Origin of the sequence: Amycolatopsis sp. cmx-11-51 (assembly GCF_047608665.1) — a bacterium.
GTDB lineage: Bacteria > Actinomycetota > Actinomycetes > Mycobacteriales > Pseudonocardiaceae > Amycolatopsis.
Genome location: NZ_JADNQO010000013.1, coordinates 109,602 through 133,869, shown reverse-complemented (window position 1 = coordinate 133,869; position 24,268 = coordinate 109,602). Strand labels below are relative to the sequence as shown.

The window sequence follows — 24,268 nt, the reverse complement described above, 5'->3', positions numbered from 1 at the left end:
TTTCCCACTCAACAGCGCTGACCAGCGGCTCTACAACTTTGCCGGGGCCTGACCTTCTTGAAGGTAGGGAAGGAGGCCTTCACGGCGTTGGGCGCTCTGCCCTGACTTCGGGCACCTTCGCAACCCCCGGACGTGATGAACGGGACTTTCAGTGCGAATTTCGCACTGAAAGTCCCGTTCATCACACTTCAGGGAGGCGTGACCGGACCGATCAGCCGTACTGCGTCGAGCACACCGCGGAGCTCTCCAGGTAGCCCTTCCGCAGCGCCTCGATCCGCTCGAAACCGTTTTCCACGCGCTTGCCGTTGACGTCGGCCGACACCAGGCTCTCCGGGCTCAGCAGATCCGAGATGGCCTCGTCGAGGTCACCGGCGGAAAGCCGCAGCGTCGCGCCGGGCACCGAGCTGGCCTTCGCCCACGCGCCGACCAGGCACGCGGTGCGCAGTCCCGCGTTCGCGTTGTCGATCGACGCGCCGACACCCTTCTGGATGCCCATCGCGTAGCGGGACGCGATTTCCGAGAACGCGGCGAAGTCGCCCTTGCCCTCGCTGTGCCCGCTCTTCCATTCGGCTTCCTGGTCGACCGGCTGGGCGAGTTCGCGCAGCTTCGCCATGTCGATGCTGACGGTGTTGTTCGACGGGCAGTACGACGCGGGCGGGGTGCTGGGGCCGCCGGAGCAGCTGCCGTTGCCGTCTTCGGTGATCTCCGGGCCGGGGACGCCGGCGCCCTTGAAGGCGTCGTCGAGGCTCTTCTTCAGGATCCCGATGATCTCGGCGTCGAGCTTCTCGTCGCCCTTGCCCTTGTCACCCTTGTCGAACGGGCGCTCGGTGATGCGTGCCTTGATGTTCTCCTCGTTCATCGTCGCGCATTCCTTCGGGCCCTTCTCGAACCCGACCTGGAACGCGTACGTGCGGTCGAACGCCGTGCCGTGCGCGCCCTGTTTGGTCGCGCTGGTGCCCGCCTGGTCGCGGATCAGGAACAGCGAAGCCATGACCTGGTTGAGGCCCTCGGACGTGGAGACGCGGTAGAACTTGCTCTTGTCCTCGGCGACCCAGCGGAAGTAGCCGCCCGCGAAGCAGTCGGCCTGCTGCTCCTTGACGATCGACGGGGTGTTCTTCTTGATGCTGGCCTTCTCGCCGAGCCGGTACTGCACGGCGTGCCCGAGTTCGTGCGCGAGCACGACCGCGCTCGCCATCTTCCCGAACCGTTCGCGCAGCATCGGGAGCAGCACGCCGCGGTCCCACGCCACCAGGTCACCCGGCGGGCAGTAGAACGCGTTGACGAGCTTCTTGACGCTCCCGCATTCGGTCTCTTCGTTGTCGGTCTTCGCGCTGTAGGACAGCAGCGCCTTCAGCGGCTCGTACGGCTGGCCGAAGTCGCGCGGCATGACCTCGGTCCAGTAGGCCTGCGCGTCGGCGATCGCGGCGATGGCGAGCTGGTCGTCTTCGGAGCCGTCCTCGTTGCGGACCTGCAGGTCCGGTTTGGGCGCGTCCGGCTTCAGCCCGCTCTCGAAATGCGTGACCGGCAGGCCGGCGATGTCACCGGCGCCCGGCTGGCTGCCGTCCTTGCCGGTCCCCGAGCTTCCCTTGTCGCCGCAAGCGCTGAGCCCGAGGGCCAGCGCCACCACGATCGCGATCAGAGCCGGGCGGCGCAGGCCCCGATCTCCCCCTTGGATCATGTTCACTCGCTTGTCGTCAGGGCCCCGACCGGGCCGCGTACACCGGCAAGCAGGGACCCTACCCAGCGCATATGGCCCGCGTTCAGGTAATCCCCGAAGTGGGTCTTGAGCGGGGCTGGACCGTGGGCGATATGGTCGCTCTTCATGAGAGCTGTCCGCCGGTTCACCGTCCGCGCGAGCCTGCCGGAGTCGCTCTCCGGCCTCGGTGACCTCGCCACGAATCTGCGCTGGACCTGGCATCCGCCCACCCGCGACCTGTTCGCGTCGATGGACGCGGAGCTCTTCAACCGCGTCCGAGACCCACTGCGGATGCTCACCGCCCTGTCCCCGGCCCGGCTCGACGAACTGGCCGTCGACGACGCCTTCCTCGCCCACGCGCGCGAGGCGGTCGCCGATCTGGACCGCTACCTCGCCGAGCCGCGCTGGTACCAGAAGCAAGACGACACCGACCTCCCGCCGGCCGTCGCGTACTTCTCGATGGAGTTCGGCGTCACCGAGGCGCTGCCGAACTACTCCGGCGGTCTCGGGGTGCTCGCCGGGGACCACCTCAAGGCGGCGTCGGATCTCGGCGTGCCGATGGTCGGCGTCGGGCTGCTCTACCGCGCCGGGTACTTCCGGCAGGCGCTTTCGCTCGACGGCTGGCAGGTCGAGCACTACCCGGTGATCGACCCCAACGCCTTCCCGCTGGAACTGCTGACCGACGGCGGCGAGCCGGTGCTGGTCGACGTCGCGATGCCCGCGGGGCGCACGCTGCACGCGCAGATCTGGAAGGCCCGCGTCGGCCGGATCCCGTTGTTGCTGCTGGACACCGATACCGAGGTCAACGACGAGGACCTGCGCGCCGTCACCGACAGGCTCTACGGCGGTGACGCCGACCATCGCATCCGGCAGGAGATCCTGTCCGGGATCGGTGGCTTCCGCGCGGTGCGGCGCTACTGCGAGCTGACCGGGCATCCGCAGCCGAAGGTGTTCCACACCAACGAGGGCCACGCCGGATTCCTCGGGCTGGAACGCGCCCGCGAGATCATCCAGGCCGACGGGCTGGCCTTCGACGAGGCGCTGCCCGCCGTCCGCGCCGGGACCGTGTTCACCACGCACACGCCGGTCAGTGCCGGGATCGACCGGTTCCCCGTCGACCTCGTTCAGCGGTACTTCACCGACGGCAGGCTGGTCCCGGACGTCGACCCGCGCCGTGTGCTCGCGCTCGGCGCCGAGGACAACCCGGGCCTGTTCAACATGGCGCATATGGGACTGCGGCTCGCGCAGCGCGCGAACGGCGTCTCGGCGTTGCACGGCCGCGTGTCACGGCGGATGTTCTCCCGGCTGTGGCCAGGGTTCGACTTCGACGAAGTGCCCGTCTCGTCGGTCACCAACGGCGTCCACGGGCCGACCTGGGTGGCGCGCGAACTGAGCGCCCTGCTCGGGCGCAACCACGAGGAACTGGGCCTCGACAGCGCCCAGGGCAAGCCGTTGCGGGACGGCGTCAGCGACGAGCAGCTGTGGGCACTGCGCCGGGAACTGCGCGAGAAGCTGGTCGCCGAGGTGCGGCGCCGGGTGCGGGCCGCGTGGATGCAGCGTGGCGCGTCCGCGCTCGAACTCGGATGGACCGACACGGTCTTCGACCCGGACGTGCTGACCGTCGGCTTCGCGCGCCGCGTGCCGACGTACAAACGGCTGACGCTGATGCTGCGCGACCCGGAGCGTCTGCGCGCGCTGCTGCTGGACGAGCGGCGCCCGATCCAGCTCGTCGTCGCGGGCAAGTCGCATCCGGCCGACGACGGCGGCAAACAGCTGATCCAGCAGATCGTCCGGTTCGTCGACGATCCCGAGGTCCGGCGCCGGATCGTCTTCCTGCCGGACTACGACATGTCCATGGCGCGCTACCTCTACCGCGGTTGCGACGTGTGGCTGAACACGCCGGTGCGGCAGCTGGAGGCCTGCGGGACGTCGGGGATGAAGTCCGCGCTCAACGGCGGCCTCAACCTGTCCATCCGCGACGGCTGGTGGGACGAGTGCTACGACGGGAGCAACGGCTGGGCGATCCCGACCGCGGACGGCGTCACCGACCCGCTGCGCCGTGACGAACTGGAGGCCGCGGCGCTCTACGACCTGCTGGGCCACCAGATCGCGCCACTGTTCTACGACCGCGACGCCGGCGGTGTACCCGGTGGCTGGCTGTCGATGGTGTGGCACACGCTGGAGACCCTCGGGCCGCGCGTGCAGGCTTCGCGCATGGTGCGGGAGTACGTCGAGTCCGGCTATCTGCCCGCCTCGCGGATGGTCGCGGAGGCGACGGGCGACGGGTACCGCGGCGCGCTTTCGCTGGCCGACTACCGGACCAAACTGGACGTTTCCTGGCCGCGGGTGCGGATCTTCGACACCGAACTGCTCGTCGAGGACGCCGCGCCGATGGTCACCGGTACCGAGGTGACCATCCGGGCGCGGATCGACCTCGCCGGCCTCGAACCGTCCGAAGTGGACGTTCAGGCCGTCGTCGGGAAGGTCGGCGACGGGGACGAGTTGAGCGAGCCCGTCACCGTACCGATGTCCGGCGACGGGATCGGCGCGTTCGCCGCGCGGCTGAAGCTGCCGCATCCGGGTTCGATCGGTTACACCGTCCGCGTACTGCCGAAACACCGTCTGCTCGCCACTCCGGCGGAACTCGCGCGAGTGGTCCTGGCCTGAGCTGAAGGGGACTTTCCCCGCATGCGACGCGGTGAAAGCGCCCTTCGCCGCGTGGGACGCGGGGAAAGTCCCCTTCAGCTCCGCGCGCCTGCTTATTTGCTTGTCAAGCCGGTAGTGAACAAAGGAAATCCTCGATCTTCGATTTCTGCCGAACAATGATGAACACGCAGGTGAAATAGACTTTGCCGGGCCGATCCCGAATGACGGAGGAATGGTGGCCTCGGCGAAGGAAACGAGAATGTCGCGCAGGGCCAAGGATCGGCTGCACCACGTCCATGCCCGCGCCGGGATCCGGCAGACCGGCCTCGGCCAGGCGCTGGGTCCGGAGCTGCGGGCCATCTGGGGAGTCGCCGACGACGCCGAGCCCGGCAGGGTGCGGGAGATCGTCCTTTTGCGGCTGAACCGCGTCCTCGAACGCTTCGCCGATCCTCTCGTACCCGAAATCGTCTGGACCGCCTACAACCTCGGCGTGGATCCGGTCGACGGCGGGGCGGGCATGGTCGGCCGGATCAGGACCATGGTCGGCCGCGGCCGGGTGGCGGTTTCCGAGCGCACCTGCACCCGGCGGTTCTACGACTTCCTGGGGAGCGTCAAGAACAGCCTGGACGGTTTCCAGGAGGACCTGACCGGTGAAGACTTCAGGCTCGCTTCGGGGTGGATCGCCGGGAACGTCCGGCCGGAACGGGACGAGCCCGCCCGCGGCCCCGAGCCGACGGTGATGCGGATGTTCCTCGACGGCACGGTGTGGGGTCCGGCGGACGAAGCGGGGGCGCCGCTCCCGGCCCGCGTCGGCGGGCGGGGCGACTGGTTCTGCGTCTTCACCGACGAGCGCCTGCTCGCCGAGTACCGCGCGGCCACCGGCGCCCGCTGGATCCGGGTCCGTCACCGGACCGGCCGCGAGGTCGTACTCGCGGCCGCCAGGCGTGGCGTGGCGACCGGCGTCCTCGTCAACCCCAGTCCGGTGCCAGGCGCCGGGATCCACGCGGCGCTTCCGCTCACGCCGGACTCGATCGCCCGGTTGACGGTCCGCCGGTAGGGCGTCAAGGAACGGCGGGGGTGCCGCCCTCCCGGATCGGGAGGCCGGCCGAGCGCCACGCGCGGAACCCGCCTTCGAGGTCGGTCGCACCCGGCAGCCCGAGCCGCTGCAGGTCGGCGGCCGCCAGGCTCGACGAGTACCCCTCGTTGCACACCACGATCACCGTCGAGTCCGGTTTCACCTCCGGCAGCCGCCATTCGCTGTCCGGCGCCAGCCGCCATTCGAGGTGGATCCGCTCGACGACCACCGAGCCGGGGATCTCGCCCTCTTCGAGCCGGTTGACGTGCGGGCGGATGTCCACGATCAGGGCGCCGTCGCGGTGCAGCCGTTGTGCCTGCCCTGGTTCCGCCCGGTCCAGTCCGGACCGGGCGGCGGCCAGCAGGTCGTCGATCGCGCTCATGCCTGCTCCTCGTAACGGGTCACTTTGCGTAGCATGAGCGGGCACACTGTGTTGTTTGACTCGCTCGCACGCTCGCTCATCGGCCCAGTATCGGGGCCAGCGAGGGGATCTCGGCGGGAACGTCGGCGAGCGTGACGTATTCACGGGTCGCGACCAGCGGCGGCGAGTAGGCGTGGACGCTGGCCGCGGGCTCGGTGCCGATTCCGGTCATCTGGTGCGCGCGCCCCGCTCCGAAGCCGATGCCCTCACCCGCGACGTGCGTGCGGCGCCGGATCGGGCCGCCGGGGTAGCGGTACTCCTCACCGAGTTCGCCCTGCAGCACGGTGAACGAGCCGGACGCGCCGCCGTGGTCGTGCGGTTTGGTCTGCTGGCCGGGCAGCCAGGACAGCAGCCACAGTTCGACGCCGTCGGTCAGCGCGAGCCGCGCCCACCAGCGGTGGTCCTCGTCGAAGCGCAGCAGGCCGCGCAGGCCCGTGGTGAGTTCCGTGGTGACGGTGGAGGTCAGCTCGGCCAGTTCCCTTGGCGTCCAGAGCAGGCGCTCGGGGCGCAGCAGTTCCGGGAGCAGCGGGTCGATCAGCTGAGGGTGGATCTCGAAGTCTTGGCGGGGGGAGATGGAGGTGGTCACCGTGAGGCTCCTCGTGGTTTCGCGGGCTCGGAAGCGGGGCCGAACGCGGCGCGACACGGGTGCCACGGCACACGGGACTCGTGTGCCGTCGGAAGAGTGGGACTCAGCCGTGTCGCGCGGTGGTACACCCGCACGAGGCGACGAGGAGCAGGTCGATGGTCCGGCGGCGCCAGAAAGAGCCCCCGATGACGGGGAAGGCGGCGGGCACGGACCTGATCACGCCTTCGATCGTGCCACAGGTCCGGCGGCCGTGGTTGTTCCGGACAGCTCCGTCCCATTCCCTGGACCAGCCGCTTTCCCCTGACCGGCGGCCCGGTGCACACGCGCGCGCCTGTGCGGACACAATGGGCGCGTGAGCGAGCCGATCCAGCCCAGCGAACTTGACGACCTCGTGGTGAGGATGACCGGTGTCGGGGTCCGCCGAACAGGCAACGACCTCCTCGCCGACCTCGACTGGACCGTGGAACTGGACGAGCGCTGGGTGGTGCTCGGCCCGAACGGCGCGGGCAAGACCACCCTGCTCCGGCTGGCCGCGGCCGAACTTCACCCGACCTCGGGAACGGTCGACCTGCTCGGCGACCGGATCGGCAAGGTCAACATCTTCGAGCTGCGCCCGCGGATCGGGTTCACCTCGGCCGCGATCGCCCAGCGGGTGCCGGGCGAGGAGCGCGTCGTCGACGTCGTGGTGAGCGCCGGGTACGCCGTCGTCGGCCGCTGGCGTGAGGAATACGACAGTCTCGACACCGACCGCGCCCGCGAACTGCTGACCGCGCTGGGCATCCCGCATCTGGCCGAGCGCACTTTCGGCACGCTGTCGGAGGGCGAGCGCAAGCGGACGCTGATCGCGCGTTCGCTGATGACCGACCCGGAGATGCTGCTGCTCGACGAGCCCGCCGCCGGACTCGACCTCGGCGGCCGTGAGGACCTGGTCGCGCGCCTGTCCGAGCTGGCCCTCGACCCGGAGGCCCCGGCCATGGTGCTCGTCACCCATCACGTGGAAGAAATCCCGCCGGGATTCACCCACGCGCTGCTGCTGCGCGACGGCCGCGCGGTCGCTTCCGGACTCGTCGACGACGTCGTGACCAGCGACAACCTGTCCAAGACGTTCGACCAGGACCTCCTGCTCGAACGGTCCGGTGATCGCTACTTCGCCCGACGGCGTTGACAGGTCGTACTGACCGGTAGCCTGCAATCTGTCTTGGACGGTTAAGGAGGACGGCGTGGGAGAGTTCGTAAGCCTGGAGGTCGAAGGTGGAGTCGGCACGATCCGGCTGGACCGCCCGCCGGTCAACGCACTGAACAACCAGGTGCAGGCCGAGCTCGCCGAGGCGGCGCGTGAGGCCTCCGAGCGCGACGACGTACGCGCCGTGATCCTCTACGGCGGCGAGAAAACCTTCGCGGGCGGCGCGGACATCAAGGAGATGGCCGAGCGCACCTACCCCGAGATCGCGAAGTTCGGCGCGGCGCTGACGGCGTCGCTGGCCACCATCGCGAACATCCCGAAGCCGGTCGTCGCGGCCATCACCGGCTACGCGCTGGGTGGCGGCCTCGAACTCGCGCTGACCGCAGACCGCCGGATCGCCGGCGACAACGTCAAGGTCGGCCAGCCGGAGATCCAGCTCGGCGTCATCCCCGGCGCCGGTGGCACGCAGCGCCTCGCGCGGCTCATCGGCCCGAGCAAAACCAAAGACCTCGTGTTCACCGGCCGCTTCGTGAAGGCCGAAGAGGCGCTGGCGCTGGGCATCCTCGACGAGGTCGTCGCGCCGGACGACGTCTACGCCGCCGCGCACAAGTGGGCCTCGCAGTTCGCGAACGGCCCGGCAGTGGCGCTTCGCGCCGCGAAGGCCGCGATCGACGGCGGTCTCGACACCGACCTCGCGAGCGGCCTCAAGCTCGAATCACACCTCTTCGCCGCGCTGTGGGCGACCGAAGACCAGCGCAACGGCATGAAGTCGTTCATCGAAAACGGCCCTGGCAAGGCCGCCTTCGAGGGGAAGTAAGCACGATGACCCAGGTGAACGATCCGGCGCCGAACCCGCACGCCACCGCCGAAGAGGTCAAAGCCGCCTTCGGCGATCCCAAGCTCGCCAACGTGCTCTACCACGACTGGGAAGCCGGGACCTACGACGAGAAGTGGTCCATCTCCTACGACGAGCGCTGCATCTCCTACGCGACCGACGTGTTCAACACGGCCGTCGGTGAAGACAGCCAGCCGTACCCGACCGCGATGGAACTGGGCAGTGGCACCGGTTTCTTCCTGCTGAACCTGATGCAGGGCGGCGTGATCAAGAAGGGGTCGGTCACCGACCTCTCGCCGGGCATGGTCCAGGTCGCGCTGCGCAACGCCGAGAACCTCGGCCTCGACGTCGACGGCCGGGTCGCCGACGCGGAGCGGATCCCCTACGAGGACAACAGTTTCGATCTCGTCGTCGGACACGCGGTGCTGCACCACATCCCGGACGTCCGCGCGGCGTTCGCCGAGGTGCTGCGGGTGCTGAAGCCGGGTGGCCGGTTCGTGTTCGCGGGCGAGCCGACGAAGGTCGGAGACTTCTACGCGCGCAAGCTCGGCCAGATCACCTGGTACCTCACCACGAATCTGACGAAGCTCCCGGCGCTGAACGGCTGGCGTCGTCCGCAGGAGGAACTCGACGAGTCCTCCCGTGCGGCCGCGCTGGAGGCCGTGGTCGACATCCACACGTTCGATCCGGCGGACCTCGAGTCGATGGCCCGTGGCGCGGGCGCGCAAGATGTCCGCGCGGTCACCGAGGAGTTCGCCGCCGCGCTCGCGGGCTGGCCGATCCGGACCTTCGAAGCCGCCGTACCGCAGGAGAAGCTGACCCTGCGCTGGCGCCTGTTCGCGTACCGGCTCTGGCTGCGACTGTCCGCTTTGGACAAGAAGCTGCTCGCCAAGGTGCTGCCGCGCGAACTGTTCTACAACGTGATGATCACCGGCACCAAGCGATCGTAGGTTGCCGTATCAGTTCACCCTCGACGACGTCGCCTTCCTGCGCTCCGGCGCGGGAAGCGCGGCGATCGCCGAGTGCTCGTCCCTGCCGCTGACCGACAAGACCCGCATCGCCGACGTCGCCGCCGCCCGCCGGATCGCCCCGGACCACGCGGCGGCGGTACTGGAAACGGTGGTGCTGCGGCGGAAGTCGTCGTCCAAGCTGGACTTCGCGGGGTCGTGGCTGTTCACCGGCGACGCACTCCAGCAGGCCAGCGCGACCGCGGTCGCCCGGCATCGGGCCTCGCGGCTGGCCGACCGTGACGTCCACGACGTGACCTGTTCAGTCGGCGCGGACCTGGTCGAGATCGCCAGGGTCGCGCGCCGGGCGATGGGGTCCGATCTGGACGAGGTCCGGCTGGCGATGGCCCGGCACAATTCCGGTGAGGCCGGTGTTTCGCCGGGGTTACTGCGTGCGGACGCGTTGCGGCCGGTCAGCCGTTCCTCGGTGGTCGTCGCCGATCCGGCCCGCCGCGATTCGGCCGGACGCCGAGCGTGGAAACCTGCCGATTTCTTCCCGCCGCTGGACGGCCTCGTCGAGGCGTACGCGGGACGCGACTTGTCGGTCAAATGCGCGCCAGGCCTCGACTTCTCCATCGCGCCCTGGGCGGACGAGGTCGAGCTCGTTTCGCTCGACGGTCAGGTCCGCGAGGCGTGCCTGTGGCGCGGCGTGGGCTCCACCGTGTCCCGGCGCGCGACGGTGTTGCGTTCGGACGGTGCACAGTGGACGGTCACCGACGCCGATCCCGACGAGATCCCCGCGCGTGAACCGGGTGAATGGATCATCGACCCCGACGGCGCCGTCGTCCGGGCGGGACTCGTGCGGCATTACGCGGCGCGGCACGGCTTGTGGCAGCTCGACGAGCGCATCGCGTATCTGACCGGAGACGTTCCGCCGCTGGGAATCCGGGCGTTCCGGGTGTTCGAGCACGGACCGTACAGCGAGAAGAACCTGCGCGTATTGCTGAGAAAGCACGATATCGGCCGGCTGGAGATCCTTGTCCGCGGACTCGATATCGACCCGGATGCGTTGCGGCACAAGCTGAAACCGCGCGGCGGCGAAGAAGCGACCTTGGTATTGACCAGAATCGGCCGTTCTGGAGTAGCGTTCCTGTGCCGCGCACAGCTGACGTGAGGAATCAGGACGACGCCGACTGGCGGCTTGGCCACGAGCCCACCGCTATCGGCCAGTCAAACTCGACGGCAAGCACCGGCACTCGGACAACAGCCGCTTCGTCTCCGACACCGAACGCCAGGTTCCAGTGCCGCGGTCGCTCGAGAACCTCGCGAAGGAGGGCTTACCGGCGCCGGCCGGGGCGTTCTTCAAGCCGAAGACCACCGCGCCGGGCTATCTGCCGTCCAGGACAAGGCGGGCACGCGGAAGCACATCGCCTCGACCGGCGCGACCATCGTGGCCGACTTCGGCGACCGGTTCAGCGACCTCGAAGGCGGTTACGCTGAGTTCCCGGTGAAGCTGCCGAACCCGATGTGCCACTGCCCTGACGGAATATCCCGGCCGGTTTGATTGCTGTCCCTGGTATCGGAAACCCCCGAGGGAGCTGATCCATGCCTGACAAGAAGGTGCTGAAGCCGAGCGCGGACCACCCGATCACGGTGGCGCCGAACAAGGCGCGCGTGGTCGTCACGGTCGGTGGGAAGGTCGTGGCGGACAGCGCGAACGCGCTGACGCTGCAGGAGGCGAACTACCCGCCGGCGCAGTACATCCCCCGTGCCGACGTCGACTTCGGCGTGCTGGAGCGGACGGAACACTCGACGTACTGCCCGTTCAAGGGCGATGCGTCCTACTACAGCATCCGTACCGGTGACGGCGTCGCCGAGAACGCCGTGTGGACCTATGAGGCGCCGCACGACGCGGTCGCCGAGATCAAGGACCACTTGGCGTTCTACCCGGCGAAGGTCGACGCGATCGAAGAGCACTGACCGTCGCCACACGCGGTCCAGCCGTGTGATGAACGGGACTTTTATTGCAAATTTGCAATAAAAGTCCCGTTCATCACGTCGCAGGGCCTTCCGGGTTACGGCCCCATGGTCACGGAATGTGATTGATCCGGTCCCCGTCGGCGGCCAGTGAGGTGTCGGGTTCGATCCGCCAGGCCTCCAGTCCGGGCGCCTTGACGAGCGCGTCGATCAAGGCCTCCTCACCGGCGACGAGGGTCGAGTCGAAGTCGATCTCGGTGGCCACGCACCACGCGCGGTCGTCCGGCCAGAACAGGTTGGGGGACTGCGCCTCGAACCAGTTCGGCCGTGGCCGCCAGCCGAGTTCCGTCGCCGAGGCCAGCGGCCCGGCGAACATCAGGTAGTCGCGGCCGGGATGCCGCAGGCGTGGCGCGTCGAGGTGCTCTCGGGACAACGTCGCCTCGTCGGCCCAGTCGTAGCCTTCCCAAAGGCAGAACCAGGTGTCCGAAGTGGACGTATGGTCGCCGAGGACGCCCAGCAGAGCGGTGAGACTGTGCGCGGGCAGAGTGCCTCGACCTGGCGGGGAGCCCCGCCAGAGCGAGCCGGTGGGGTTCACCGGATCCGGGGAGCCCGCCAACGCGTGCCACTGCATGGCGCCGTGGGCACGCCGTCCAGTCTCGGCCGCGGCTTCGCTCCAGGTGGCCCAGCCGCCGCGGTCGCGTTCGGCAGGGTGGCAGAGCCGGGCGTAGGCGGCGTAGCCGTGTGGGACCGTGCGGCAGGTCGCGCCGAACGTCCCACCGAGCCTGGAGGAGATCCACTCGGCGGGGGACGGGTCGAGTATCGGCCGCAGCACGCTGGCAGTCTTCAGCAAGATCAAGTGGCGCGCATCTTGTCGGTGGGTGGGGGCATACTGCCGGGCGTGGGTGTTCCGCTGCGTCGCCGTTCGGGCCGTTCGGTGTATCGCGAAAGCAAGCCTGCCGCGGCGGTGGCAGGTGTGGTCGAGACTGCGTGGACGGGCTTGGTGGGCCGCAGCCGTCCGCTGAGGGTGTTCCCGGACGGCTGTGTGGACCTCGTCTGGGACGGACGAGGGCTCGCCGCGGTCACCACGGTGCGCGGTGTGCTGCGGCATGAGCTGCCGTCGGCGGACTGGACCGTCGGGCTCCGCCTGCGGTGCGGTGCCGGTGGCGCGGTGCTGGGACTGCCGATGACGGAGCTGACGGCGGACGCCACCCCGTTGCGTGAACTGTGGGACGCGAGGGCCCGTCGCGCGGAATCCAGGCTGGCCGCGTGCGTGACGCCTGGCGAGGCGCGTTCTGTGCTGGAGGCACTGGTCGCCGACCGGATCCGGGACGTCGAGCTGGACGGGCTCTCGATCGCGGCCGCTCGCGCGTTGCGTTCGCCCGGCGCTCGCACCGACCGGGTGGCGGCGGAGTTGGGTGTGAGCGAGCGCGGCCTTCGACGGCACGTGCGGCACGACGTCGGCGTCGGTCCCAAGGAGCTGCAGCGGGTGCTGCGGTTCCACCGGTTCCTCAAGCGGGTCGAGGCCGTGGCGCGGGACCATGCGTCGCTCGCCGACGTCGCCGCCGATGTGGGTTACGCGGATCAATCCCATCTCGGACGGGAGTGCCGCCGGCTGTCGGGCGCCTCGCCCGGCGCGCTCGTGCGGTCCTGGGCTGGCCGAAACGTTCCAGACTGAGGCGGCCTGCCGAGGCGAAGATCGGGAAGTGCTCGAACCCTTCCGCATCACCATCGACGTCCGCACGGACGATCTCGACATCAATGGTCACGTACGCGGCCCCGCCTACCTCGCGTACGCCGATCACGCGCGCTGGGAATGCGTGTGGGCGGCCGGAGTGGATCCGCTGGCGCTCAAGGCCGAGAACCTCGGCCCGGTCAACCTCGAAACGACGGTCCGGTTCCGCCGTGAGCTTCGTGCCCGCGCGCGGATCGACGTCCTGACCCGGTTCACCTGGGAGCCGGGCAAAGTGTCACGGGTCGCCCAGGAATTCGTGACACCCGAAGGCGCCGTGGTGGCCGAGGTGGAGAGCCTTTCCGGATTGCTGGATCTGGAACGACGACGGCTGGTCCCGGAGCCCGGACGGTACTGGCGGAAGTACGCCGTGCGGCCGGAAGTCCTCGGCCTGGCCCCGTGATCACCCGGCCCTCCGCTGGTAGAGACTGGTCGGCCACTTGGCCGTCGGCGGGTCCGCCACGTGCTCGAAGCCCGCGCGCTCGTAGAACTCACGTAAGGCCGGGTTGGTGCTCGTGGTCGCCACCCGGACGAACGCCTTGCCCTGTGCCGCGCCTTTCGAGCCGACCCAGTCGATGACCCGGATCCCGAGCCCGGCTCCGGCCGCCTCCCGTGCCACCGCGAGGCGGCCCAGATAATAGGCGGGTTCCGTGGCTTCACTCAAAGATCCGGTTCCGCTTCGACGATCACACAGGTCGCTATCGGCTCGCCGCGCCGGATGATCAGCAGTACTTCACCTCTTTCGATCTGTCGGAGAATTTGTTCTCGCGGAAAACGTCGCGGCCATTGGCGGATTCCGCGTCCGGCCAGCGAGGCCGCGGCTTCGGCGAGAAGGTCGAGTATCGCGTCCTCCTCGCCGGTGCGCGCCGGACGTGCTGGGCCTGCCCGTGCCGTTGGCCGAAGATCTGCCTGGGGCTGTGTGGAAATAGGGACGTTGATTGTCCCTATTTCCACACAGCCCTCAGCCTGCTTCCCGCTGGAGGGCTCGCTGATCAACGCCCACAACGTTGAATGACTCGAACACGGGCACTTACGAAAGATGGTTCAGTTCTGCCGTGGCAGCAGGCAGGTGCACGAGAAGCCGGCCTTGTGCTAACGTCGTCGCCGAGCCCCGTATGGGCCTACGCATGGAGGTAGCGGCTACTCAGCCACCAGAGATCGGCACACCCCGTCTCTCGTATTCAGTCATCCCCGCGTCGTGGGATGACGCCTCCATGCGATGCGCCCGAAACCGGGCGTATCCAGGTTCGTGTGCTCTTCTTTCGGTGGTGGTTCCGCGCCCTCCTGTCGACACTTCGATGGGAAAGGATCGCGTTGACCGGCTTCAACGACCAGGTGATCGAGGAATTCAGGCAGAACAAGGGAAAACTCGGCGGCATGTTCGAGGGGTGGGAGCTCATCCTGCTCACCACCACCGGCGCCAAGAGCGGCAAGCGGCGTACGAATCCGTTGGGGTACCTCGAAATCGACGGCAAGACCGTCGTCGTCGCTTCGAACATGGGAGCGCCGAAGCATCCGGGGTGGTATCACAACATCCGGCACGACCAGCGTGTCACGATCGAGACGGGAACCGAGAGCTACGAGGCGATCGCGGCCGTTCCGCCGTCGGCGGAACGTGACGTGCTGTTCGAGAAGATCGTCGCCGAGGAGCCGGGATTCGCCGAGTACCAGGCGAAAACGACGCGGGTGCTGCCCGTCGTGATCTTGCATCGGATCGACGACCGGGTGCGGGGGATGGGGGACTTCCTGGTGGAGGTCCACGAGTGGCTGCGCGAGGAACTCAAGACGTTGCGCGCCGGGGTCGACGACATCGTGGCAGGGCGCGCGGATTCGCTGGTCATGGAGAATTCCCTGCGGGCGCACTGTGTTTCGTTCTGCGAGGCACTGACCAAACATCATTCCGGCGAGGACATGGGAGCGTTTCCGATGCTGGCCCAACGGTTTCCCGCGCTCGCCCCGGCTTTGACGAAGCTGGGAGAGGAGCACGCCGTCGTTGCGGAGTCGCAGAAGCGGATCCGCGCACTCGTCGAGGGGTACGTCCACGGCGAGAGTGACCCGGTCCGCTTGCGTGACGACTTCGAGGCGCTCGCGGGCAGGCTCGAAGCACATTTCGCCTACGAGGAGGAAACCGTCGTCGCGACGCTCAACGTGACGGCGCCGGCACCGGACTTCGGCTGATCGGCGGCGACTTCGGCTGATCGGCGGCGGCGCCCTGGGGTTTCGGCCCCGGGGCGTGTATCATTGCGGGTGGCGGCGCCCTCTCGGCGTGACGCCGATCCTGCGCGAGGCGGGTGGAAATCATCCCTGACCTCGCCGAAGACCGCGAACGAGCGGTCCCCTCCGAAAGGTTTCGCCGTTAACACTTACAGCACGGACAGTGCGCTGTTCAGCCATCCGCTCGACGCTCAGGTCGAGCGAAACGACCATGCGACCCCCCAGGGAGAGCGATACGTGGATCTTTTTCGCGAACCCTCTTACCCCGCACCGGAACCTTCGGCCGACGCCGTTCGTTGATCGGACGGTCCCAAGCTTTGGGTGTCGTGTCGTCCAAGCACGCTCGCGCAGAAGTCGCTGCGGGCGTCGCCTTTCGTGCGCCGTGGCGTGACACAAGCTGAAACCCGCCCTGGCCATCGACAAGAAACGACGACATGACCTCAGTTCTAAGACGCCCCAAGGCCGACCGCCTCGGCCGCAAACTCAACCCCGGCCACTGCTTGTCACTGCGCCGGAGCGCGCGGCGAGCCTGAGCCCGTCAGCGGCCCGCGATGGCGTCGATCAGCGCCGGGCCGTCGGAGAACGCCGGGTCGTTGTGGTCGGCGCCGGGAACTTCGATCGTCTTCGCGCCGGCCGCCCGCGCCACTTCGCGGCTTTGCCCGGCCGGGACGATCGAGTCCGCGGAGCCGTAGACCACGGTGACCGGGGCTTTTACCCGTGCGATGTTGTCCCGCGTCGGGAATTCGTCCCGCAGCAGCCACCGGACCGGCAGGAACGGGTAGTGCCGCTGCCCGACCGACGCGAGGTCGACGAACGGCGAGCGCAGTACGAGCGCGGACGGCGGATGTTCGGTGGCCAGTTCGGTGACGACCGCCGAGCCGAGGCTCTCGCCGAAGTACACCAGCGGCGTTCCGGCCTCGCGCAGCAGGAACTCCCGCGCGGCGCGGACGTCCCGCGCGAGCCCGTCCTCGGACGGATCGCCGGGATTGCCCCCGTAGCCGCGATAGTCCAGTAGCAGCACCGACAGCCCGCGCGCGGTCAGCGCGCGGGCCATCGGTGCGCGGTGCGACCGGTTCCCGGCGTTGCCCGGCGCGACGAGCACGGTCGCCTTCGCCTGAGCGACCGGGAAGTACCAGCTCACGAGACTCAGCCCGTCCGAGGTGGTGAGCGTGACGTCCCGACCGCCGGGCAGGACGTCGGCGGCACTGAGCCGCGGATCGCCCTCGGGGAGGTAGATCAGCTTGCGCTGGAAGGCGAACGCGCCGCCGAAGAGCACCCCGACGATGGTGACGACCACCGCCAGACCGATCACCATCTTCTTGCGCATCCCCCGGTCAGGGTTTCGTCGGAGGAAGGCCGAACCGTGCGAACAGGGCCGGATCGAGGAACGAGGTGATCTCGGAGATCCGATCGTCACGGAGGGACAGCACGTTGATCGACCAGGCGTGGTGCGTGACGTCGGCCGATTCGCCGACGTAGCAGGCGACGGCGGGCTGACCGTTGGCGGTGATGATCTCGTTGCGCCAGCTCGGGCACCGGCCGATCGGGACCTCGACGGCGAAGTCGGCGACGGCCTCGATGCCGCGGTACCAGTGGGCGAGCGGCGGCATGGACCAGGTGACGTCTTCGGTCAGCAACGCCACGAGCGCGTCCGCGTCGCCGCGGTCGAGCGCCGAGGCGAAGTCCGCGGCGATCTCGCGGATCCGCGCGTCTTCGAGCTTCCGCAGCGTCTGCTGCTGGTTCGGTGACGGGACCTTCTCGGCCACGATCGCCCGCGCGCGTTGCAGCGCGCTGTTCACCGCCGCGACCGAAGTGTCCATCGTGGACGCGATTTCCGCGGCGGAGAAGCCGAGGACGTCGAAGAGCAGCAGTGCCGCCCGCTGGTTGCCCGGAAGGTGTTGCAGCGCCGCGACGAACGCCAGTTCGACGGCCTCACGCTGCTCGTAGCGGGTGTCGGGCCCCGCCGAGCCTCGGCCGAGGCTCCCGTCGGGGTACGGGCCGAGCCACGCGACCTCGGTCACCGGGGCTTGTTCGAGCACGGCCCGCTCGCTCGACGGGCCGAGGTCCATCGGCAGGGCGCGCTTGCCGCGCGCGGCGGCGGTGTCGAGGCAGGTGCGGGTGGCGACGGTGTAGAGCCAGGTGCGCATCGAGCTGCGGCCCTCGAAGCGCTCCAGCCCCCGCCAAGCCCGCAGGAGCGCGTCCTGCAGGGCGTCGTCGGCGTCGTGGGTCGAGCCGAGCATGCGGTAGCAGTGGGCGTGCAACTCGCGGCGCAGCGGTTCCACCAGGCGGTTGAACGCCGCGTCGTCCCCGTTACGGGCTTCGGCGACGTCCGGGTCCTCGGCGCGCAAGATATCTTCGCTCACAAGCGATGATTGTGCCCTTAACCGGCGCGAAGTGAAGTGACGGCGGGGGTGAACATCGTCGTCTTGATCGCGGACAGCGTGCCCCGGTCCTTCCCGGCCAGCGGGCGGACGAGGTCGGCGGCGTACTCGATCAGCGCGGATTTCTCGGCGACGGCGTCCACGAGCCCCAGGTCCCGCGCGTCCGTGCCGCCGAACCGGCGTCCCGTGGTCATCGACGCGATGGCGGCCACGGGGGTGACCTTGCCCTGGATCAGTGCCGCCATCCCCGGCGTGAACGGGATGTTGATGTCGGCCTCCGGGAAGCAGAAGTACCCGCGGTCGGCGCGCATCACCCGGAAGTCGTGCGCCATCGCGAGCATCGCCCCGGCGCCGAAGGCGTGCCCGTTGACCGCGGCGACCGTGTGCACGCCGAGGGTGAGAACACGGGCCAGCAGTTCGTGGACGTCGCCGACGTACCGCGCGGCGTCGGCGGGGTTGCTGGTGAGCCAGTCGAGGTCGAGGCCGTTCGAGTAGAACTTCCCGGAGCCGACGGTGACCAGCACCGCGGGATCCGGATGCGCGACGACGGTGTCCAGCAGGGAATGGACGGTTTGCAGCCAGGACGGCGAGAAGCGGTTCTCGTCGTCGCCGAGGTCCAGCAGGAACACCGGGGCGTCGTAGCGCAGAGTCGGCATGTCAGTCCTTTCGTGGGGGTGGGAGCAGGAGAACGGCGCGGACCGCGGCGGTGAGCCTCCCACGTGAGTCTTCGGAGATCGGCTCGCCCTCGGTGAACGCGCCGCGGAACAGGGCGGTCGGCAAATCGACCACGCAGGTCGTGAGTACTTCGACGGCTTGGGCGTCCCGTCTGCCCCAAAGGCGGTCGGCGAGCCTGACCAGAAGCTTGACCAGGCGTTTGTCGAGCGCCAGGAGGTCGCCGGCGAGGTCTTCGGGGATCTGCGGGCCGAGCAGGTGCTCTTTCTTGACGGTGATGAGCAGCCGGGCCGCCTCCGGCCTCCGGTCGGCGAACGCGGCCGGTGCGCCCGCCGCCGCCACGACCGCCGCGGCGGTGTCCCCCGCCTGGTCGGCCAGCTCGGTCTGGAGGTCGAGGAAGTCGCTCGCCGCACGGAGCCAGACGCGGGCCAGCAACGCGCCGAGCGAGCCGAAGGCGTGATAAATCGTGCCGTTGGAGACCCCCGCGGTGGCCGCGAGGGACCGAACGGTGACGCCGCGCGGGCCCAAGTCGACGACGAGGCGTTCGGCCGCGTCGAGCAGCCGATCCAGGTCGTGCACGCGGGGGCGGGCCATGCGGCGAGAATAACAGAGCGATTGCTCTAAAACTTGCCGTCATGGGCTGTGACGTGGTTCACGCGCCGTGCTGTCACATCGGTTCGGCGGCCGGGGTCAACCCGACGAACCACCGAAACCCGAGGAGAAACCGAAATGTCCACTGCTTACGTCGTCGCCACCAGCGTCGGAGCGTTCATGGCCGCCTTCTCGGCCGCCTCGATCTTCTTCCGCGCCAAGTGGGTCGTGCAGCCGCTGGCCGACTACAGCGTTCCCCATGCCTGGTGGAACTGGCTCGGCGTCGCCAAAGCGGCGGGCGCGCTCGGCCTGATCGCGGGCCTGTGGTTGCCCGCGATCGGCGTCGCGGCCGGAATCGGCCTGGTGCTCTACTTCACCGGCGCCGTCATCACCGTGCTCCGCGCGCACTGGCCGTCGCACGTCGCGTTCCCGCTGATGTACCTGGCGCCCGTCGCCGCCTCCCTGGTGCTCGGACTCGCCGCCTGAGGTCAGGCGTCCGGGGACCACACCGCGAGTTCGGCGCCGCCGGGCTCACGGAAGTGGAACCGGCGCCCGCCGGGGAACGAGAACGGCTCGACCGTGACGACTCCGCCCGCGGCCTCGACGGAACCCCTCGCCCGTGCGAGGTCGGCGGTGCGGATCGTCACCAGTGGCGCGGTGGTCTGCTGCGCGGTGTCCTGCTGGAAGCCCAACGAGACCACCCCGCCACTCTGGACGTCGGTGTACGTCGGACCGTACGCCGTCGCTGTCCAACCGAAGGCCTTCTCGAAGAAGCCGCTCGAGCCCGCGGCCGAACTGGACGGGAACTCGACGAAGTCGATTTCGTACATGGGCCGGAAGGTACCCCGGCCCACCGACAGAAACTCCTCAGACGCTGCGCAGGACCGAAACCACGACGCCCAGCACGGCCGCGCGATCCCCGTCGATGACGTCGTAGGCGGGGTTGCGCGGTTCGAGGTACACGTGTCCGTCGCGGCGGCGATACACCTTGACCGTGGCCTCTTCGTCGATCATCGCGGCGACGATCTGGCCGGAGTGCGCCTCCTGCTGCTGCTTCACCACGACGATGTCGCCGTCACAGATCGCCGCGTCGATCATCGAGTCACCGCGCACGCGCAGCCCGAAGACGTTGCCCCGCCCGGTAAGTTCACGCGGAAGAGTCATCACGTCGTCGACGTGCTCGACGGCCGAGATCGGCGTTCCCGCCGCGATGTCACCGACGACGGGAACCGGCACGGAGTCCTCTGTGGATTCTCGCGACGTGGTGCCGCGCAGGAACCCGCGGACGTCGATCGGGCGGGAAATCGAGCTGCTGCGGCGGAGGAAACCCTTCTCCTCCAAGGCGGCCAGATGCTTCGACACCGAGGACGTCGACCGCAGCCCGACCGCTTCGCCGATTTCACGCGTGCTCGGCGAGTACCCGTGCTCCACCACCCATTCGCGGATGGTCAGCAGGATCTTCTGCTGCCGTTCCGGCAGGGAAGCGGCTTCCTCGAACACGTCAAGATCGTGGTAGGCGGTCATCCGCCGAATGGTAGTTCGTGCAGGCCGCCGCGATCGCCGCGGTGTCCCAATAGAACGGCCGCACCTCGGTGATCCGCCCGTCCTCGACGGTGATCGTCTGCAGGATCGGGAAGTCCAGTTCGCGGCCGGTGGCCCTGGCCCGGACGTGCACGTGGGTCAGGACGACCAGCGGGCTCGTCTCGCCCAGGAAGCTCTGCTCCACCATGTCGAAGACGTCCCAGGTGCCGCTCATGGCGAGGAAGAATTGTTCCATGCCCGCGTGACCACGCCAGATTCCGCCGTATGGCAGGCCATCCGCCTGGTGCAGCACCACATCGGGGGAGAAGAACGGTGCGAGCGGTGCGAAGGAGGACTTGCCGGGGCCGCCCGCGGCGAAGTAGCCGGCTTCCGCCGCGTACATGCCTTTGAGTACGGACAGGGCGTCCGTTGTCGATGTCACGACGACCACTCTGGTGTGTGATGCCGGCGGGCGCTGGCGGTTATCCGTCGTGAAGATCGGCCGGATGGCCGCCCGGGCCGGACCGAAAGTCCGATCCCGCCGACGCTTCCGCGAGGTTGACTCGCTCGTATGAACACGAAGATCACGGCAGCGGCGCTGGCCGCGGCGACGGCCACGTTCGCCCTGACCGGATGCGGTCTCAAAGAGGGACTGACCGAGAAAGCGAACGGTCACGTCAAGACGGTCGGCTATCCGACCGGCGCGGAAGGCAAGCGGCACGAGGACGCGCGACTGCCGGAGTGGGTGCCGGACAAGGCCGCGTCGGTCACGGAGGTCATCCGGACCACGGGGTCGGAGCGGATCCTGCGGTTCACCGGCGGAGCCCTGCCCGCCGAGTGTGTGCCGGGCCCGGCCGCGACGCGGTCGGCCACGCTCGTCGCCCAGTGGTGGCCGAAGGGGCAGGAAAGCCGGACCGACAAGGTCTGCGGGGAATGGCACGTGCTTGTCCAAGGCGGCGACGTGTTCGCGTTCAAGCCGGAGACGCTGGTGAGTACGAGGTCCTGAGCCGTCCGGCCGGTGACTGGACGGCGATCACGCGTCTACGCGATCACCATGCGCGACAAGGCCTGAACCGGCCTGCCGGAGTAGCGCGAGGGCCTGCGCGTTGGTGGAGCCGGCGGGTGTCGTGCACACGATCAGCAGCTGGTCCGGTGAGCGGGCGATCGACAGGGTCTGCTGGGCACCGTCACCGTGCCGACGACGGGATGGTGCAGTGCGTCGGCCGCGGCGTCGCAGGGCTGCACGCGGTGATCGCCCCAGAGCGCGACGAACTCCGGGCCCGACGGGAGCTGCGCGCCATCGCCGGAACCGATTTCGGCGCGCATTCCCCGCGCTGGTCGTCCCGCTTCGGGGACGCCACCCGGCTGGCCGAACAGTATCGCGTCGGGCGGGTGCAACCTCGGTGTGCAGGACGCCTTCAACCTCGGCTGGAAACTCGCGGCCCAGATCCGTGGCTGGGCGCCGGAAACACTGCTGGACACCTATCAGGCCGAGCGTCATCCCGTCGCCGCGGACGTGCTGGACAACACCCGCGCCCAGAGGGAACTGTCGTCGGCCGAACCGGGCCCGCAGGCCGTGCGCAGGCTGCTCACCGAATTGATGGACTTCAACGAGGTGAACCGCTATCTGATCGAGAAGATCACCCCGATCGACATCCGCTACGACTTCGGTGAAGGCCCTGACCTGCTCGGCCGCCGCCTGCGCGACATCGACGTGAACCAGGGCAGGCTCTACGACCTGCTGCGTCGCGGCCGCGGTCTGCTGCTGGACCGCACCGAGCGCCTGACCGCAGGCGGTTGGTCGGACCGGGTCGACCACCTCGCGGATTCCGCCGCGGGGCTGGATGTTCCGTGAGTCCTGCTCCGTCCCGACGGCCACGTCGCCTGGATCGGTGACGATCAGCGGGACCTGGACGACCACCTCACCCGCTGGTTCGGCAAGTCAGCCGACTTCGCGTAGTCGCGCCGCGGCGTGCTCGACCGAGGGCGGCGCGGTGGCGATCACCTGGTCGAGGGTGCCGCGGGCGGTGGTCAACTCGGTGATCGCGGCGGTGAGCCGGGCGCGTTCCCGGTGCAGGTCCAGCAGTAGTTCAGGGCAGTCGGCGATGAGCTGCCCGCCCGCGGAGCCCATACAGGGCAGGAGATCGGCGATCGTGGTGGTGGACAGGCCCGCGGCGAGCAGGTTGCGGATGTGCTCGACGGTGGTGACGTCGTCTTCGGCGTACACGCGGTAGCCGCTCGGGAGACGCTGCGGCCGTAGCAGTCCTTGCTCCTCGTAGTAGCGCAGCAGACGCTGGCTGACCCCGGTCCTGCGTTCCAGTTCACTGATGCGCATGGCTTCTCCGAAAACTCACGCTTGACTCTCACATGTATGTGAGACCTTAGCGTCACGGCATGTCCGATCGACAACTCCACATCTCCGCGGGGCCACGTGAATGGCTCGGCCTCGCCGTGCTCGTGCTGCCGACCGCGCTGCTGTCCATGGACGCCACGGTCCTCTACCTGGCGCTTCCCAGCCTCGCCGCCGAGCTAAACCCGAGCCCGGGCCAGGTGTTGTGGATTTCCGACGCCTACGGCTTCCTGGTAGCCGGTTTCCTCGTCACCATGGGCACGCTGGGCGACCGCATCGGCAGGCGCCGCCTGCTGTTGATCGGGGCCGCGGCTTTCCTGGTCGTGTCGGTGCTGGCGGCTTACGCGCCGTCGGCCGAACTGCTCATCATCGCCCGCGGGCTGCTCGGTATCGCCGGTGCCACGCTCATGCCGTCCACACTCGCACTGATCGGCGGCATGTTCCGCGATCCGCGCCAGCGCGGCGCCGCGATCGGGCTCTGGTCCGCGGGCCTGTCCGCCGGGGTGGCGCTCGGCCCGGTGGCCGGCGGGCTGCTGCTGGAATGGTTCTGGTGGGGTTCGGTGTTCCTGCTCGCCGTCCCGGTGATGATCCTGCTCCTGATCGCCGGGCCGATCGTGCTGCCGGAACAGCGCGACCCCGACCCCGGAAAGCTGGACCTCGCGAGCGTGGCCTTGTCCCTGGCGACCGTGCTGCCAATCGTCTACGGCATCAAGCACCTCGCCGAGGGCGGATCGGTACTGCCAGGTGGGACCGCACTGCTGCTCGGCGGGAGTGCCGGGATCGTGTTCCTGCGACGGCAGCGGCGGCTGAGCCTGCCGCTGATCGACCTCCGGCTGTTCGCCTCGCGGCCGTTTCGGAACGCGCTGCTGATCCTGCTCGCCGCGCTCGCCTGCGTCGCCGGGGTCTACCTGTTCGCCGCGCTCTACCTCCAGCAGGTGACCGGGCTGTCTCCCCTGGAGGCCGGGTTGTGGCTGGTGCCCTCCGCGGTGGCGATGGTCCTCACCTCGGTGGCGGCATCCGCACTGGCTCGCCGGATCCCGGTCCACCGCCTGCTCGCGGGGTCACTGGCGGTGTCGGCGGCCGGCTTTTTCGTGCTGGCGTGGACTCCGGCCGAACAGGGGGTCGCGCCGCTGGTCGCCGGACTCGTGCTGATTTATCTCGGCCTGGGGCCGGTGATGGCACTGAGCACGGACACCGTGGTCAGCGCGGCGCCACCCGGCAGGGCCGGTGCGGCGTCGGCGTTGTCGGAGACCAGCGTGGAGTTCGGGCTGGCACTGGGGGTGGCGGTGCTCGGCAGCATCGGCACCTTCGTCCAGCGCGGGCACGGCTTCACTCCCGGACTGGTCGTGGTCGCGGCGATCGGCGTGGCGGTGCTCATCGGCCTCGCGGCACTCGCCGGACGGCGTCCAGCGGCCTGACTATACGGATGGGCGCGGCCGCACAG

Annotated in this window: 27 protein-coding genes and 2 pseudogenes; 15 read left to right on the top strand and 14 right to left on the bottom strand. The window is 69.0% G+C overall.

Translation table 11 applies throughout. The annotated features are described in order from the left end of the window. Positions 1-211: 211 nt before the first annotated feature. Positions 212-1,684, bottom strand: a complete 1,473-nt coding sequence (locus tag ACM6LU_RS31645) for a neutral zinc metallopeptidase (RefSeq protein ID WP_414941476.1) — start codon at positions 1,682-1,684, stop codon at positions 212-214. A 138-nt stretch (positions 1,685-1,822) separates the two neighbouring features. Here ACM6LU_RS31645 and glgP point away from each other — a divergent pair, with 138 nt between their 5' ends. Then, the gene (gene glgP / locus ACM6LU_RS31640; protein WP_414941475.1) at positions 1,823-4,363 is read left to right on the top strand and encodes an alpha-glucan family phosphorylase; all 2,541 of its coding nucleotides are present in this window, start codon (positions 1,823-1,825) and stop codon (positions 4,361-4,363) included. 211 nt (positions 4,364-4,574) lie between these two features. Then, a complete protein-coding gene (locus ACM6LU_RS31635) occupies positions 4,575-5,399 on the top strand; it encodes a hypothetical protein (RefSeq protein ID WP_414941474.1) in 825 nt (274 codons plus the stop codon). A 4-nt stretch (positions 5,400-5,403) separates the two neighbouring features. Here the strand turns inward: ACM6LU_RS31635 and ACM6LU_RS31630 are convergent, their stop codons facing one another. Further along, a complete protein-coding gene (locus ACM6LU_RS31630) occupies positions 5,404-5,799 on the bottom strand; it encodes a rhodanese-like domain-containing protein (RefSeq protein ID WP_414941473.1) in 396 nt (131 codons plus the stop codon). Positions 5,800-5,875: 76 nt separating this feature from the next. After that, entirely contained in the window at positions 5,876-6,424 is a 549-nt protein-coding gene (locus ACM6LU_RS31625; protein WP_414941472.1) for a cysteine dioxygenase, read from the bottom strand. A 352-nt stretch (positions 6,425-6,776) separates the two neighbouring features. Between ACM6LU_RS31625 and ACM6LU_RS31620 the strand changes: the two genes are divergently transcribed. From ACM6LU_RS31620 to ACM6LU_RS31595, 6 genes are read left to right on the top strand one after another with little or no spacing between them, the layout of a single operon-like run. Next, positions 6,777-7,589, top strand: a complete 813-nt coding sequence (locus ACM6LU_RS31620; RefSeq protein ID WP_414941471.1) for an ABC transporter ATP-binding protein — start codon at positions 6,777-6,779, stop codon at positions 7,587-7,589. 55 nt (positions 7,590-7,644) lie between these two features. Beyond that, positions 7,645-8,424, top strand: a complete 780-nt coding sequence (locus tag ACM6LU_RS31615; protein ID WP_414941470.1) for an enoyl-CoA hydratase/isomerase family protein — start codon at positions 7,645-7,647, stop codon at positions 8,422-8,424. Between the two features lie 5 nt (positions 8,425-8,429). Beyond that, a complete protein-coding gene (locus ACM6LU_RS31610; RefSeq protein ID WP_414941469.1) occupies positions 8,430-9,392 on the top strand; it encodes a class I SAM-dependent methyltransferase in 963 nt (320 codons plus the stop codon). Between the two features lies 1 nt (position 9,393). Further along, complete coding sequence (locus ACM6LU_RS31605) at positions 9,394-10,563, top strand: THUMP-like domain-containing protein (protein ID WP_414941468.1); 1,170 nt, start codon at positions 9,394-9,396, stop codon at positions 10,561-10,563. Positions 10,564-10,590: 27 nt separating this feature from the next. Beyond that, complete coding sequence (locus tag ACM6LU_RS31600; protein WP_414941467.1) at positions 10,591-10,953, top strand: HAD family acid phosphatase; 363 nt, start codon at positions 10,591-10,593, stop codon at positions 10,951-10,953. Between the two features lie 41 nt (positions 10,954-10,994). After that, positions 10,995-11,369, top strand: a complete 375-nt coding sequence (locus ACM6LU_RS31595) for a DUF427 domain-containing protein (RefSeq protein WP_414941466.1) — start codon at positions 10,995-10,997, stop codon at positions 11,367-11,369. Between the two features lie 109 nt (positions 11,370-11,478). Here ACM6LU_RS31595 and ACM6LU_RS31590 read toward each other — a convergent pair whose 3' ends face one another. After that, entirely contained in the window at positions 11,479-12,198 is a 720-nt protein-coding gene (locus ACM6LU_RS31590) for a hypothetical protein (protein WP_414941465.1), read from the bottom strand. Positions 12,199-12,264: 66 nt separating this feature from the next. On the opposite strand from ACM6LU_RS31590, the gene ACM6LU_RS31585 reads away from it, so the two are divergent. Then, entirely contained in the window at positions 12,265-13,041 is a 777-nt protein-coding gene (locus ACM6LU_RS31585; protein WP_414941464.1) for a helix-turn-helix domain-containing protein, read from the top strand. Positions 13,042-13,069: 28 nt separating this feature from the next. Next, entirely contained in the window at positions 13,070-13,498 is a 429-nt protein-coding gene (locus tag ACM6LU_RS31580) for an acyl-CoA thioesterase (protein ID WP_414941463.1), read from the top strand. Here ACM6LU_RS31580 and ACM6LU_RS31575 read toward each other — a convergent pair whose 3' ends face one another. Continuing rightward, positions 13,499-13,759, bottom strand: coding sequence for a GNAT family N-acetyltransferase (locus tag ACM6LU_RS31575; protein WP_414941462.1), 261 nt, complete (start codon positions 13,757-13,759; stop codon positions 13,499-13,501). 650 nt (positions 13,760-14,409) lie between these two features. Between ACM6LU_RS31575 and ACM6LU_RS31570 the strand changes: the two genes are divergently transcribed. Next, entirely contained in the window at positions 14,410-15,273 is an 864-nt protein-coding gene (locus ACM6LU_RS31570) for a nitroreductase/quinone reductase family protein (protein ID WP_414941461.1), read from the top strand. Positions 15,274-15,847: 574 nt separating this feature from the next. Here the strand turns inward: ACM6LU_RS31570 and ACM6LU_RS31565 are convergent. The 4 genes from ACM6LU_RS31565 to ACM6LU_RS31550 are packed head-to-tail and all read right to left on the bottom strand — an operon-like array spanning position 15,848 to position 18,956. Further along, positions 15,848-16,636, bottom strand: a complete 789-nt coding sequence (locus tag ACM6LU_RS31565) for an alpha/beta hydrolase (protein ID WP_414941460.1) — start codon at positions 16,634-16,636, stop codon at positions 15,848-15,850. Positions 16,637-16,643: 7 nt separating this feature from the next. Then, entirely contained in the window at positions 16,644-17,672 is a 1,029-nt protein-coding gene (locus ACM6LU_RS31560) for a sigma-70 family RNA polymerase sigma factor (protein WP_414941459.1), read from the bottom strand. A 17-nt stretch (positions 17,673-17,689) separates the two neighbouring features. Further along, positions 17,690-18,346, bottom strand: a complete 657-nt coding sequence (locus ACM6LU_RS31555; protein ID WP_414941458.1) for an enoyl-CoA hydratase/isomerase family protein — start codon at positions 18,344-18,346, stop codon at positions 17,690-17,692. Position 18,347: 1 nt separating this feature from the next. Then, complete coding sequence (locus tag ACM6LU_RS31550; protein WP_414941457.1) at positions 18,348-18,956, bottom strand: TetR family transcriptional regulator; 609 nt, start codon at positions 18,954-18,956, stop codon at positions 18,348-18,350. A gap of 135 nt (positions 18,957-19,091) precedes the next feature. On the opposite strand from ACM6LU_RS31550, the gene ACM6LU_RS31545 reads away from it, so the two are divergent. Continuing rightward, the gene (locus ACM6LU_RS31545; protein ID WP_414941456.1) at positions 19,092-19,439 is read left to right on the top strand and encodes a DoxX family protein; all 348 of its coding nucleotides are present in this window, start codon (positions 19,092-19,094) and stop codon (positions 19,437-19,439) included. Positions 19,440-19,441: 2 nt separating this feature from the next. On the opposite strand, the gene ACM6LU_RS31540 is transcribed toward ACM6LU_RS31545, so the two are convergent. The 3 genes from ACM6LU_RS31540 to ACM6LU_RS31530 are packed head-to-tail and all read right to left on the bottom strand — an operon-like array spanning position 19,442 to position 20,916. Then, positions 19,442-19,783 carry a VOC family protein gene (locus tag ACM6LU_RS31540; protein WP_414941455.1) on the bottom strand — a complete coding sequence of 114 codons (342 nt, stop codon included), beginning with the start codon at positions 19,781-19,783 and terminating at the stop codon, positions 19,442-19,444. Between the two features lie 37 nt (positions 19,784-19,820). Further along, a complete protein-coding gene (gene lexA / locus ACM6LU_RS31535) occupies positions 19,821-20,477 on the bottom strand; it encodes a transcriptional repressor LexA (RefSeq protein WP_414941454.1) in 657 nt (218 codons plus the stop codon). Next, positions 20,455-20,916: a nuclear transport factor 2 family protein gene (locus tag ACM6LU_RS31530; RefSeq protein WP_414941453.1), complete on the bottom strand. Its 462-nt coding sequence runs from the start codon at positions 20,914-20,916 to the stop codon at positions 20,455-20,457. Before ACM6LU_RS31530 ends, lexA begins: the two co-directional genes overlap by 23 nt. 129 nt (positions 20,917-21,045) lie before the next feature. Here ACM6LU_RS31530 and ACM6LU_RS31525 point away from each other — a divergent pair, with 129 nt between their 5' ends. Then, entirely contained in the window at positions 21,046-21,480 is a 435-nt protein-coding gene (locus ACM6LU_RS31525; protein WP_414941452.1) for a hypothetical protein, read from the top strand. A gap of 27 nt (positions 21,481-21,507) precedes the next feature. On the opposite strand, the pseudogene ACM6LU_RS31520 reads toward ACM6LU_RS31525, so the two are convergent. Next, a pseudogene (locus tag ACM6LU_RS31520) lies at positions 21,508-21,752 on the bottom strand (transcriptional regulator); the annotation flags it as partial. Here ACM6LU_RS31520 and ACM6LU_RS31515 point away from each other — a divergent pair. Then, a pseudogene (locus tag ACM6LU_RS31515) lies at positions 21,726-22,434 on the top strand (FAD-dependent monooxygenase); the annotation flags it as partial. The pseudogenes ACM6LU_RS31520 and ACM6LU_RS31515 overlap by 27 nt on opposite strands. On the opposite strand, the gene ACM6LU_RS31510 reads toward ACM6LU_RS31515, so the two are convergent. Beyond that, complete coding sequence (locus ACM6LU_RS31510; protein ID WP_414941451.1) at positions 22,417-22,809, bottom strand: MerR family transcriptional regulator; 393 nt, start codon at positions 22,807-22,809, stop codon at positions 22,417-22,419. The pseudogene ACM6LU_RS31515 and the gene ACM6LU_RS31510 overlap by 18 nt on opposite strands. A 59-nt stretch (positions 22,810-22,868) precedes the next feature. Between ACM6LU_RS31510 and ACM6LU_RS31505 the strand changes: the two genes are divergently transcribed. Beyond that, a complete protein-coding gene (locus tag ACM6LU_RS31505) occupies positions 22,869-24,242 on the top strand; it encodes an MFS transporter (protein WP_414941450.1) in 1,374 nt (457 codons plus the stop codon). Positions 24,243-24,268: the final 26 nt, after the last annotated feature.

Coding starts and splice junctions, on each gene's coding strand:
- glgP (WP_414941475.1), top strand. CDS start 1,823: ATGAGAGCTGTCCGCCGGTTCACCGTCCGCGCGAGCCTGCCGGAGTCG.
- ACM6LU_RS31635 (WP_414941474.1), top strand. CDS start 4,575: ATGGTGGCCTCGGCGAAGGAAACGAGAATGTCGCGCAGGGCCAAGGAT.
- ACM6LU_RS31630 (WP_414941473.1), bottom strand. CDS start 5,799: ATGAGCGCGATCGACGACCTGCTGGCCGCCGCCCGGTCCGGACTGGAC.
- ACM6LU_RS31610 (WP_414941469.1), top strand. CDS start 8,430: ATGACCCAGGTGAACGATCCGGCGCCGAACCCGCACGCCACCGCCGAA.
- ACM6LU_RS31595 (WP_414941466.1), top strand. CDS start 10,995: ATGCCTGACAAGAAGGTGCTGAAGCCGAGCGCGGACCACCCGATCACG.
- ACM6LU_RS31565 (WP_414941460.1), bottom strand. CDS start 16,636: ATGCGCAAGAAGATGGTGATCGGTCTGGCGGTGGTCGTCACCATCGTC.
- ACM6LU_RS31555 (WP_414941458.1), bottom strand. CDS start 18,346: ATGCCGACTCTGCGCTACGACGCCCCGGTGTTCCTGCTGGACCTCGGC.
- ACM6LU_RS31550 (WP_414941457.1), bottom strand. CDS start 18,956: ATGGCCCGCCCCCGCGTGCACGACCTGGATCGGCTGCTCGACGCGGCC.
- ACM6LU_RS31545 (WP_414941456.1), top strand. CDS start 19,092: ATGTCCACTGCTTACGTCGTCGCCACCAGCGTCGGAGCGTTCATGGCC.
- ACM6LU_RS31540 (WP_414941455.1), bottom strand. CDS start 19,783: ATGTACGAAATCGACTTCGTCGAGTTCCCGTCCAGTTCGGCCGCGGGC.
- lexA (WP_414941454.1), bottom strand. CDS start 20,477: ATGACCGCCTACCACGATCTTGACGTGTTCGAGGAAGCCGCTTCCCTG.
- ACM6LU_RS31525 (WP_414941452.1), top strand. CDS start 21,046: ATGAACACGAAGATCACGGCAGCGGCGCTGGCCGCGGCGACGGCCACG.
- ACM6LU_RS31510 (WP_414941451.1), bottom strand. CDS start 22,809: ATGCGCATCAGTGAACTGGAACGCAGGACCGGGGTCAGCCAGCGTCTG.
- ACM6LU_RS31505 (WP_414941450.1), top strand. CDS start 22,869: ATGTCCGATCGACAACTCCACATCTCCGCGGGGCCACGTGAATGGCTC.